The sequence below is a fragment of the Leclercia sp. Colony189 genome, from assembly GCF_009740165.1.
Taxonomy (GTDB): domain Bacteria; phylum Pseudomonadota; class Gammaproteobacteria; order Enterobacterales; family Enterobacteriaceae; genus Enterobacter.
Window position 1 is genome coordinate 1,656,005 of sequence record NZ_CP046557.1, and the last position, 11,386, is coordinate 1,667,390.

The window sequence follows — 11,386 nt, forward strand, 5'->3', positions numbered from 1 at the left end:
GTTAATATTAACCTGAAGATTAAACATGACTGAATCTTTTGCTCAACTGTTTGAAGAATCCTTAAAAGAAATCGAAACCCGTCCGGGTTCCATCGTTCGTGGCGTTGTTGTTGCTATCGACAAAGATATCGTACTGGTTGACGCCGGTCTGAAATCTGAGTCTGCCATCCCGGCAGAGCAGTTCAAAAACGCCCAGGGCGAGCTGGAAATCCAGGTTGGTGACGAAGTTGACGTTGCTCTGGATGCAGTAGAAGACGGCTTCGGTGAAACCCTGCTGTCCCGTGAGAAAGCTAAACGTCACGAAGCTTGGATCACGCTGGAAAAAGCTTACGAAGAAGCTGAAACTGTGGTCGGTGTTATCAACGGCAAAGTTAAAGGCGGCTTCACTGTTGAGCTGAATGGTATTCGTGCGTTCCTGCCAGGTTCACTGGTAGACGTTCGTCCAGTTCGTGACACCCTGCACCTGGAAGGCAAAGAGCTTGAGTTCAAAGTAATCAAGCTGGACCAGAAGCGTAACAACGTTGTTGTTTCCCGTCGTGCCGTTATCGAATCCGAAAACAGCGCAGAACGCGATCAGCTGCTGGAAAACCTGCAGGAAGGCATGGAAGTCAAAGGTATCGTTAAGAACCTCACTGACTACGGCGCATTCGTTGACCTGGGCGGCGTTGATGGCCTGCTGCACATCACCGACATGGCGTGGAAACGCGTTAAGCACCCAAGCGAAATCGTGAACGTGGGCGACGAAATCACTGTTAAAGTGCTGAAGTTCGACCGCGAGCGTACTCGTGTATCCCTCGGCCTGAAACAGCTGGGCGAAGATCCATGGGTAGCTATCGCTAAACGTTACCCAGAAGGTACTAAACTGACTGGTCGCGTTACCAACCTGACCGACTACGGCTGCTTCGTTGAAATCGAAGAAGGCGTTGAAGGCCTGGTTCACGTTTCCGAAATGGACTGGACCAACAAAAACATCCACCCATCCAAAGTTGTTAACGTTGGTGATGTAGTGGAAGTTATGGTTCTGGATATCGACGAAGAACGTCGTCGTATCTCCCTGGGCCTGAAGCAGTGCAAAAACAACCCATGGCAGCAGTTCGCGGAAACCCACAACAAGGGCGACCGTGTTGAAGGTAAAATCAAGTCTATCACTGACTTCGGTATCTTCATCGGCCTGGACGGCGGCATCGACGGCCTGGTTCACCTGTCTGACATCTCCTGGAACGTTGCAGGCGAAGAAGCAGTACGTGAATACAAAAAAGGCGACGAAATCGCAGCAGTTGTTCTGCAGGTTGACGCAGAGCGTGAGCGTATCTCCCTGGGCGTTAAACAGCTCGCAGAAGATCCGTTCAACAACTGGGTTGCACTGAACAAGAAAGGCGCAATCGTAAACGGTAAAGTGACTGCAGTTGACGCGAAAGGCGCAACCGTAGAGCTGGCTGACGGCGTTGAAGGTTACCTGCGCGCTTCTGAAGCTTCACGTGACCGCGTTGAAGATGCAACTCTGGTTCTGAGCGTAGGCGACGACGTTGAAGCTAAATTCACCGGCGTTGATCGTAAGAACCGTGCAATCAGCCTGTCTGTTCGTGCTAAAGACGAAGCTGATGAGAAAGATGCAATCGCAACTGTTAACAAACAGGAAGATGCAAACTTCTCTAACAACGCAATGGCTGAAGCTTTCAAAGCAGCTAAAGGCGAATAAGTTACTCGTAGAGTGACTTGACAGATTGCAGAATTCGTCCTGTAATCAATAACAAAGGGCGGCTACGGCCGCCCTTGTTTAAGCTGTTTAGCTAATTGGTTTGAAGGAACCGGAGGAATCATGACCAAGTCAGAATTGATTGAAAGACTTGCCAGCCAGCAATCGCATATACCTGCGAAAGCAGTGGAAGATGCCGTAAAAGAGATGCTGGAGCATATGGCTACCACTCTTGCACAGGGCGAGCGCATTGAAATCCGCGGTTTCGGTAGTTTTTCTCTGCACTATCGTGCTCCACGTACCGGGCGTAACCCGAAGACTGGTGACAAAGTAGAGCTGGAAGGTAAATACGTTCCGCACTTTAAGCCGGGTAAAGAGCTGCGCGATCGCGCCAATATTTACGGCAACTGAGTTTCGCCTGCGGGCAAAACTGAGTGACCACAAGAAAAGCACCTGCGGGTGCTTTTTTTGTTTTTCTCCTTTTTATCCGGAAGCTACGCCGCAAATTGCACGGCTTTTTGCTGCATGCCGTCGATTTATGCCAGCCTGCGTCGCAACCGCCTGATTTCACACCTGACAGACGTAACGTCTGAACGCACACTGCCCTGACACAGGGAGGTGTAAATGCGTTTAACGTCGTTAGCGACATGTCTGATCCTGGCTATCCTGCCGCTTCTGTGGCTGCCCGCTCTGCCAGCGCTGCCGTTTATCCAGGCCATAGCGGTTGCCGGATTTCTGCTCGCCTTAATTCGTCATAACGTGGCCCGCTACAGTGGTTTCTGGCTGCTCTTCTTCGCCTGGGGAGCGCTGGCCGCGCAAAGTGCGGTCTGGCCAATGCAGCATCTGACCCGGGGTCCGCAGAAAGCGGAGATAGAGATCGTAGCGGTTGAAAACGACGCGGCCTATCGGGCCCGTATTACCCAGCTCAACGGCAAAGCGATGGTGCCAGCAGTAGGCGTCACGCTGTATGGCAACACGCTGCCGCAACCGGGCTGCGCCGGGCAGCGGTGGTCGATGACCTTATCGTTACGCGCCGTTCATGGGCAACTCAACGATGGCGGGTTCGATTCCCAGCGCTATGCCCTGGCACAGCATCAGCCCCTGACCGGGCGTTTTACCCATGCCGATGTAACAGATGCTCGCTGTAGCTTACGCGCCCGCTATCTCACCTCGCTGATGGCCACACTTTCTCCCTATACCCAGGGGCCGGTTCTGCTGGGGCTGGGGATGGGAGAGCGGCTGGCGGTAACGCCAGAGATAAAAAATCTGATGCGGGAAACCGGCACCGGGCATCTGATGGCGATCTCGGGTTTGCACATAGCCCTGGCGGCGTCGGTTGTCTGGCTGCTGGTGCGGGGCATACAGTTTTTCATTCCGGGGCGTTGGGTAAGCTGGCGAGCCCCGCTGGTGGCAGGGTTCTGCTTTGCCGCCTTTTACGCCTGGCTTACCGGAATGCAGCCTCCTGCGTTGCGTACCGTCGTCTCACTGGGCGCTTGCCTGGCGTTGCAATTGAGCGGTCGTCTCTGGTCGCCCTGGCAGGTATGGCGCGTCTGCATTGCTGCCATTTTACTGGCCGATCCGCTGGCCGTGCTGTCGCACAGTCTTTTACTGTCCGCTTTTGCCGTGGCGGTGCTGATTTTCTGGTATCAGTGGGTGCCTGCTCCGCGCTTTTCTGGCCCGTGGGTCGTCAGGGCCGTGGTTAGCTTGCTGCACCTGCAGCTTGGCATGCTGTTGCTGTTGCTGCCGGTACAGATTGTCGTCTTCCATGGTTTCAGCCTCTCTTCACTGGTCGCGAATCTGGTGGCGGTGCCGCTGGTAACCTTTATTTCGGTGCCGTTGATCTTATTGGGAATGGGGCTGCATCTCTGGAGGTGGCCGGGGGCGGAAAATATGGTCTGGACGCTGGCGGATGGCTCACTGTCGCTGCTGTTCAGATTTTTAACCGCGCTGCCTGACGGTTGGATCCCGGTCGATAAACGCTGGCTGTGGCTGACCCTGCTGCCCTGGGCCGCCATTGTCGCCTGGCGTCTGCGCGGGGCGCGTACCTGTCCGGTGGTCTGTGTCTCGGCACTGGTGCTGGCAAGTAGTCCGCTATGGCGGGCTGATAAAACCGAGGGCTGGGCGGTGCATATGCTGGATGTCGGACAGGGGCTGGCAATGGTGATCGAGCGGCAGGGGAGAGCGATCCTTTATGACACCGGCCCCGCCTGGACGGGCGGGGACAGTGCGCAACAGCTGATCATTCCCTGGTTACGGTGGCACCATTTACGCCCGGAGGGGGTGATTATCAGCCACGAACACCTCGACCATATCGGCGGGCTGGTATCGCTACGTAAGGCGTGGCCGTCTATGTGGATAAGAAGCCCGCTGCGCTGGGCCGGGCATGGCCCGTGTGTGCGCGGAGAGCGCTGGCAGTGGCGAGGGCTGACCTTCAGCGCACACTGGCCCCTCGCCAACAAACCGCAGCGCGGCAATAACGGTTCCTGCGTGGTTAAAGTTGAGGACGGTACCCATAGCGTGTTGTTAACCGGCGATATTGAAGCGAAGGGAGAAAAAGCGATGCTCAGTCGTCACTGGCAATATCTTGCGTCTACACTTATCCAGGTGCCGCACCATGGCAGTAATACCTCCTCGTCACTCCCTCTGGTGCAGCGCGTGGGTGGGCAGATCGCTCTGGTGTCTGCCTCCCGCTATAACGCGTGGCGACTGCCTTCGTTTAAAGTGGCTCGCCGCTACCAAAAGGAGGGGTATCGCTGGCTAACAACACCCCGACTGGGACAACTTACCGTTTCTTTTTCGCAACATGGCTGGCAAATCCATAGCTTACGGGATCAAATTTTGCCCCGTTGGTATCATCAGTGGTTTGGCGCGCCCGGAGATAACGGGTAGAATATGCGGCTATTTCAACAAATGCTGGTTTTTTGAATGCATAACGACAAAGATCTCTCCACGTGGCAGACCTTCCGCCGACTCTGGCCGGTGATTGCACCCTTCAGAACGGGCCTAATCGTGGCGGGCGTAGCGTTAATCCTCAACGCAGCCAGCGATACCTTCATGTTATCGCTCCTCAAACCGTTACTGGACGACGGTTTTGGTAAAACGGATCGCTCAGTGTTGCTATGGATGCCGCTGGTGGTTATCGGCCTGATGATTTTACGCGGCATCACCAGCTATATCTCCAGCTACTGCCTCTCCTGGGTTTCGGGCAAAGTGGTGATGACCATGCGCCGCCGCCTGTTCAGCCATATGATGGGCATGCCGGTCGCGTTTTTTGACAAGCAGTCGACCGGCACTCTGCTGTCGCGCATTACTTACGACTCCGAGCAGGTGGCTTCCTCCTCCTCCAGCGCGCTGATCACCGTTGTGCGTGAAGGGGCGTCGATTATTGGTCTGTTCGCCCTGATGTTCTGGTACAGCTGGCAGCTGTCGCTGATCCTGATTGTGCTGGCGCCGATTGTGTCGATTGCGATCCGCGTCGTCTCGAAGCGTTTCCGCAGCATCAGTAAGAACATGCAGAACACGATGGGGCAGGTGACCACCAGCGCCGAGCAGATGCTGAAAGGCCACAAAGAGGTGCTGATTTTTGGCGGCCAGGAGCTCGAAACCAAGCGCTTCGATAAGGTCAGCAATAAGATGCGTCTGCAGGGGATGAAGATGGTGTCTGCTTCTTCCATCTCCGATCCGATCATTCAGCTTATCGCCTCCCTGGCGCTGGCGTTTGTGCTCTATGCCGCCAGCTTCCCGAGCGTGATGGAAACCCTCACCGCCGGTACCATTACCGTGGTCTTCTCGTCGATGATTGCCCTGATGCGCCCGCTGAAATCGTTAACCAACGTTAACGCCCAGTTCCAGCGCGGGATGGCAGCCTGCCAGACGCTGTTTGCGATCCTTGATTCCGAACAGGAAAAAGACGAAGGCAAACGCGTGATTGAGCGCTCAACCGGCGACGTGGAGTTCCGCAATGTGACCTTTACCTATCCGGGTCGTGATACGCCTGCTCTGCGCAATATCAATCTGAAAATTCCGGCAGGCAAGACCGTGGCCCTGGTGGGCCGTTCTGGCTCGGGTAAATCGACCATCGCCAGCCTGATCACCCGCTTCTACGATATTGATGAGGGTGAGATCCTGATTGATGGCCACGATCTGCGCGAGTACACCCTGCGGTCGCTGCGTAATCAGGTCGCGCTGGTCTCCCAGAATGTGCACCTGTTCAACGACACCGTGGCTAATAACATCGCCTATGCCCGGAATGAAGAGTACAGCCGTGAGCAGATCGAAGCGGCGGCGCGGATGGCCTACGCCATGGACTTCATCAATAAGATGGATAACGGCCTGGATACCATTATCGGTGAAAACGGTGTCCTGCTCTCCGGCGGTCAGCGCCAGCGTATCGCTATTGCGCGCGCGCTGCTGCGTGACAGCCCAATCCTGATCCTCGATGAAGCCACCTCGGCGCTGGATACCGAGTCCGAACGCGCTATCCAGTCTGCGCTGGATGAGCTGCAGAAGAACCGTACCTCACTGGTGATTGCCCACCGCCTGTCGACGATTGAAAAAGCCGACGAAATCGTGGTGGTGGAAGATGGCTACATCGTCGAACGGGGCAGCCACGCCGACCTGCTGGCGCACCAGGGCGTATATGCTCAGCTTCATAAAATGCAGTTTGGCGAATGATCGCTCGTATCTGGTCCGGTGAGTCTCCGCTCTGGCGGTTGCTGTTGCCGCTCTCCTGGCTGTATGGCCTGGTCAGCGGCCTGATCCGCCTGAGTTATAAAGTGGGGCTCAAACGGGCCTGGCGCGCGCCGGTGCCGGTGGTGGTGGTAGGCAATCTCACCGCTGGCGGTAACGGTAAAACGCCGGTGGTGATCTGGCTGGTGGAACAACTGACAAAACGCGGGATTCGCGTGGGGGTCGTCTCCCGGGGATATGGCGGCAAGGCGGAGCGCTATCCGTTGCTGCTGACCGCGCAAACCACCACGGCGCAAGCGGGGGATGAACCGGTGCTAATCTTTCAGCGTACCGGAGTGCCGGTAGCGGTTTCGCCGGTGCGCAGCGAGGCGGTGCAGGCTCTGCTGAACCAGACGGATGTCCAGATCGTGATTACTGACGACGGACTACAGCACTACGCGCTGGCCCGGGATAAAGAGATCGTGGTGATTGATGGCGTCCGCCGCTTTGGTAACGGCTGGTGGTTACCTGCCGGACCGATGCGCGAGCGCGCGTCGCGTTTGCGGTCCGTGGATGCGGTTATCGTCAATGGTGGTACGGCGCAGGCGGGGGAGATACCGATGCAGCTGCACCCAGGACTTGCCGTGAATCTTCTGACCGGCGAACGGCGCGACGTTGCTGAGCTTAACTATCTGGTGGCGATGGCCGGTATCGGTCATCCTCCGCGCTTTTTCTCTACCCTCGAAGCCTGCGGCGCCAAACTTCAGCGTAGCGTGCCGCTGGCCGACCACCAGGCGCTGAGCCTGGAGCAGGTTGCGGCGTTTACTGGGCCTGGTCAGACGTTGATCATGACCGAAAAAGATGCGGTGAAATGCCGCGCCTTTGCCCGGGATAACTGGTGGTATTTACCGGTTGATGCCCAACTGCAGGGTGAACAGCCTGAACAACTGCTCCAGGCGCTTATCGCCCTTGCTGGGCAGGTAAAAGAGGTTTCGCCCGCGCACTAACTGACAGGAAAAGGCATGGCTTTACCGCAACTCACGCTTTCAGCCGCACGTCATCTGCATCTTGCCGCCCAGGGGCTTTTGAAAAAGCCCCGTCGTCGCGCCCGACCCGCCGATATTCTTACCACCATCAAGCGCATGTCGCTGCTCCAGATCGACACCATCAATATCGTCGCCCGCAGTCCTTACCTGGTGCTCTTCAGCCGTCTCGGCCCCTATTCACCCGACTGGCTGGATAACGCCCTGCGTCAGGGAGAGTTGATGGAGTACTGGGCGCACGAGGCGTGTTTCCTGCCGCGCAGCGACTTTGCGCTGGTGCGTCACAGAATGCTCGCGCCCGATAAAATGGGCTGGAAATATAGTCAGGCCTGGATGCAGGAACATGCGGATGAAATAGAAAAGCTTATCGCCCATATTCAGGAGAAAGGCCCTGTCCGTTCCGCCGATTTTGAACATCCCCACAAAGGAACGAGCGGATGGTGGGAGTGGAAGCCGCATAAACGCCATCTTGAGGGATTATTCACCGCTGGCAAGGTGATGGTGGTCGAAAGGCGTAACTTTCAGCGCGTTTACGATCTCACGCATCGGGTGATGCCCCAGTGGGATGACAGCCGGGATATGCTGACCCAGGCGGCGGCAGAGGCCATAATGCTGGAAAACAGCGCCCGCAGCTTAGGCATTTTCCGCCCCCAGTGGTTGGCCGACTATTACCGCCTGCGTCAGCCCGCGTTGGCTCCCTTGCTTGAGCGCTGGCAGGCGCAGCAGCAGGTGGTCCGCGTCGAGGTGGAGACGCTGGGGGAGATGTGGCTGCATGCCGATCTGCTGCCTTTGCTTAACGAAGCGCAGGAAGGGAAGCTCACCGCAACCCATAGCGCCGTTCTCTCACCCTTCGATCCGGTGGTCTGGGATCGCAAGCGTGCGGAACAGCTCTTTAACTTCAGCTACCGGCTGGAGTGTTATACCCCGGCGCCGAAACGCCAGTACGGCTATTTCGTTCTGCCGCTGTTGCATAGAGGGCAACTGGTAGGGCGGATGGATGCCAGGATGGACCGCAAAACCGGCGAGCTACAGGTTATCGCCCTTTATCTTGAAGAGGGTGTTCGGATAAGCGTCGCGCTGGAGAAAGGGCTCGCCACGGCAATCAGTGATTTTGCGGGCTGGCAGGGGGCGACACGCATCGCGCTGGGCCATCTTCCTGACGGACTTTTTCACGCCTGTCGAACGGGCTGGGAAATAGACGCGGTCTGAAAAAGGAATATGGTAAACTTTACCGATTATTGATACGGAGGAACTATGGATCACCGTTTACTGGAAATTATTGCCTGCCCGGTGTGCAACGGCAAACTCTACTACAGCCAGGATAAGCAGGAGCTGATTTGCAAAGTGGATAGCCTTGCCTTCCCTCTGCGCGACGGCATTCCCGTCCTGCTGGAAACCGAAGCCCGCGCCCTGGCGCCAGAAGAGAGCAAACCATGAGTTTTGTTGTCATTATTCCGGCGCGCTTTGCCTCCACGCGTCTGCCGGGTAAACCGCTGGTCGATATCAACGGCAAGCCGATGATCGTGCATGTGCTTGAACGTGCCCGTGAGTCCGGCGCGGAGCGGATCATTGTCGCCACCGATCATGAAGAGGTGGCGCGTGCGGTCGAAGCGGCGGGCGGCGAAGTCTGCATGACCCGCGCCGATCACCAGTCCGGCACTGAGCGCCTGGCCGAAGTGGTGGAAAAATGCGGTTTCAGCGACGACACGGTGATTGTTAACGTCCAGGGCGATGAGCCGATGATCCCGGCGGTCATTATTCGTCAGGTGGCGGAAAACCTGGCCCAGCGTCAGGTGGGCATGGCGACGCTGGCCGTGCCGGTTCATAGCGCAGAAGAGGCATTCAACCCTAATGCGGTGAAGGTGGTACTGGACGCTGAAGGCTATGCGCTCTATTTCTCCCGCGCCACCATCCCCTGGGATCGCGATCGCTTTGCCGAATCCCGGGATAACATTGGTGACAGCATCCTGCGTCATCTGGGTATTTATGGCTATCGTGCAGGCTTTATCCGCCGTTATGTCAACTGGCAGCCGAGCCCGCTGGAGAACATCGAAATGCTCGAGCAGCTGCGCGTGCTGTGGTACGGCGAAAAGATCCACGTCGCTGTCGCGCATAAGGTCCCGGGCACAGGCGTCGATACGCCAGACGATCTGGCCCGCGTTCGCGCTGAACTTCGCTAATCCCCGTCATCCCCTCTTTTGAGGGGATTTTTTTGTCTCAATTTTCTGAATTTCTGCTACAGAATCTTCTCATGAGGGTGACATCCGCCTGCCAGACGCTCATTATAAAAGCAGTAGTCTTAATGGGGGTAATCTCAAATGGAACAGCTGCGAGCCGAACTCAGCCATCTGCTGGGTGAAAAACTGAGCCGTCTGGAATGTGTGCATGAAAAGGCGGATACCACGCTATGGTCGCTGTACGACAGCCAGGGAAACCCCATGCCGTTACTGGCGCGAAGCTTCTCTTCACCGGATGTGGCCCGACAGCTGGCGTGGAAAATCTCCATGCTGGCCCGCAGCGGCACGGTAAGAATGCCGACCGTTTATGGCGTGATGACCCACGAAGAACATCCGGGCCCGGATGTCCTGCTGATTGAGCGTCTGCGCGGTGTCCCGGTGGAAGCGCCAGCCCGCACGCCTGAACGCTGGGAGCAGCTAAAAGATCAGATAGTTGAAGCGCTGCTGGCCTGGCACCGGCTGGACAGCGGAGGGCTGGTCGGCTCGGTGGACAGCACCCAGGAAAATCTCTGGCCCCTCTGGTACCGCCAGCGGGTCGAGGTGCTGTGGGGGACGCTAAACCAGTATCACAACACCGGCCTGACCATGCAGGATAAACGGATCCTGTTTCGTACCCGCGAGTGCCTGCCCACCCTGTTTGAAGGATTCAATGACAACAGCGTGCTGATCCACGGTAATTTTACGCTGCGCAGTATGCTCAAAGATCCCCGCAGCGATCAGCTGCTGGCGATGGTCGGGCCCGGCGTGATGCTGTGGGCCCCCCGGGAGTATGAACTGTTTCGCCTGAGCGAGAGCGGGCAGGCGGAGGATTTACTCTGGCACTACCTGCGGCGCGCGCCGGTCTCAGAGTCGTTCCTCTGGCGGCGCTGGCTCTATACGCTGTGGGACGAAGTGGCGCAGCTGGTGAATACCGGGCATTTTAGCCGCGCCAACTTCGATCTGGCCTCGAAATCACTGCTTCCCTGGCTCGCCTGACAGGCCCTTCAGCCACTGCCAGACGCGCCCAAGCGTTTCATAGCCCACGCGATCGCTGTGCATCAGCCATACCGGGGACGGAATGATCCGTTCCCAGGGGTTAAGCGGGGCGCTAATCGCCAGCTGGTTCGCGGGCGCGGGTAGAGGATGGAGACCCTGGCGTTCAAAGAAGATCATCGCCCGCGGTAAATGAGAGGCTGAGGTCACCAGCAGGAACGGCGCATCGCCTATCGCCTGCTTCACCGCGGCGGCTTCCTCTTCGGTATCCTTTGGACTGTCGAGAGTGATGATCGCCTCGCGCGGCACGCCCAGCGACTGCGCCACGCGCGCGCCCGCTTCGGCGGTACTCACAGGATTGCTTTGTGCTGCCGCCCCGGTGAAGATCATCTTCGACCCGGGATTTGCCAGCCACAGCCGCATGCCTTCATTGAGGCGCGGCAGGCTGTTATTGATCAGATTGGAGCTGGGAGCCCATTGTGGATCCCAGGTGTAGCCCCCGCCGAGCACCACGATGTACTTAACCTTCTCATTTCCCTGCCAGGTGGGGTATTTGTCTTCGACCGGGCGTAACAGCCCATCCGCGACCGGCTGCAGGCTCAGCAGCGTCAGCGCCAGCCAGCCTGCCGTAACCAAAATTTTGCCGCTTTTCTGATGGCGGCTGAACCATAGCAACCCCAGCCCCAGTGCGATACACAGCAGAAGAAGAGGGAGGGGAAGCATCATGCCGCCAATATATTTTTTTAGGGTGAAAAGCATCCTTTCTGGCT

At 57.2% G+C, this 11,386-nt stretch carries 10 protein-coding genes; 9 read left to right on the top strand and 1 reads right to left on the bottom strand.

Annotated features, from left to right (window positions below):
* Positions 1–25: 25 nt before the first annotated feature.
* From rpsA to GNG29_RS07780, 9 genes are all read left to right on the top strand, one after another.
* Positions 26–1,699, top strand: coding sequence for a 30S ribosomal protein S1 (gene rpsA, locus GNG29_RS07740; RefSeq protein WP_032617357.1), 1,674 nt, complete (start codon positions 26–28; stop codon positions 1,697–1,699).
* Positions 1,700–1,819: 120 nt separating this feature from the next.
* On the top strand, positions 1,820–2,107 hold the full coding sequence (gene ihfB / locus GNG29_RS07745) for an integration host factor subunit beta (protein ID WP_039029484.1): 288 nt from the start codon (positions 1,820–1,822) through the stop codon (positions 2,105–2,107).
* Positions 2,108–2,320: 213 nt separating this feature from the next.
* Complete coding sequence (locus GNG29_RS07750; protein WP_156654213.1) at positions 2,321–4,585, top strand: ComEC family protein; 2,265 nt, start codon at positions 2,321–2,323, stop codon at positions 4,583–4,585.
* A 36-nt stretch (positions 4,586–4,621) separates the two neighbouring features.
* A complete protein-coding gene (msbA, locus tag GNG29_RS07755) occupies positions 4,622–6,370 on the top strand; it encodes a lipid A ABC transporter ATP-binding protein/permease MsbA (protein WP_103178923.1) in 1,749 nt (582 codons plus the stop codon).
* Complete coding sequence (gene lpxK, locus GNG29_RS07760) at positions 6,367–7,371, top strand: tetraacyldisaccharide 4'-kinase (protein WP_103178924.1); 1,005 nt, start codon at positions 6,367–6,369, stop codon at positions 7,369–7,371. Before msbA ends, lpxK begins: the two co-directional genes overlap by 4 nt.
* Before the next feature lie 15 nt (positions 7,372–7,386).
* Entirely contained in the window at positions 7,387–8,616 is a 1,230-nt protein-coding gene (locus GNG29_RS07765) for a winged helix-turn-helix domain-containing protein (RefSeq protein ID WP_103178925.1), read from the top strand.
* Positions 8,617–8,661: 45 nt separating this feature from the next.
* Positions 8,662–8,844, top strand: a complete 183-nt coding sequence (ycaR, locus tag GNG29_RS07770) for a protein YcaR (protein ID WP_103178926.1) — start codon at positions 8,662–8,664, stop codon at positions 8,842–8,844.
* Complete coding sequence (kdsB, locus tag GNG29_RS07775) at positions 8,841–9,587, top strand: 3-deoxy-manno-octulosonate cytidylyltransferase (RefSeq protein WP_156654214.1); 747 nt, start codon at positions 8,841–8,843, stop codon at positions 9,585–9,587. The genes ycaR and kdsB overlap by 4 nt, the downstream gene beginning before the upstream one ends.
* A 138-nt stretch (positions 9,588–9,725) precedes the next feature.
* Positions 9,726–10,619 (top strand): YcbJ family phosphotransferase, encoded by an 894-nt coding sequence (locus tag GNG29_RS07780; RefSeq protein ID WP_103178928.1) that lies wholly within the window; start codon positions 9,726–9,728, stop codon positions 10,617–10,619.
* Here the strand turns inward: GNG29_RS07780 and elyC are convergent.
* On the bottom strand, positions 10,596–11,375 hold the full coding sequence (gene elyC, locus GNG29_RS07785) for an envelope biogenesis factor ElyC (protein ID WP_103178929.1): 780 nt from the start codon (positions 11,373–11,375) through the stop codon (positions 10,596–10,598). The genes GNG29_RS07780 and elyC overlap by 24 nt on opposite strands.
* Positions 11,376–11,386 lie beyond the last annotated feature (11 nt).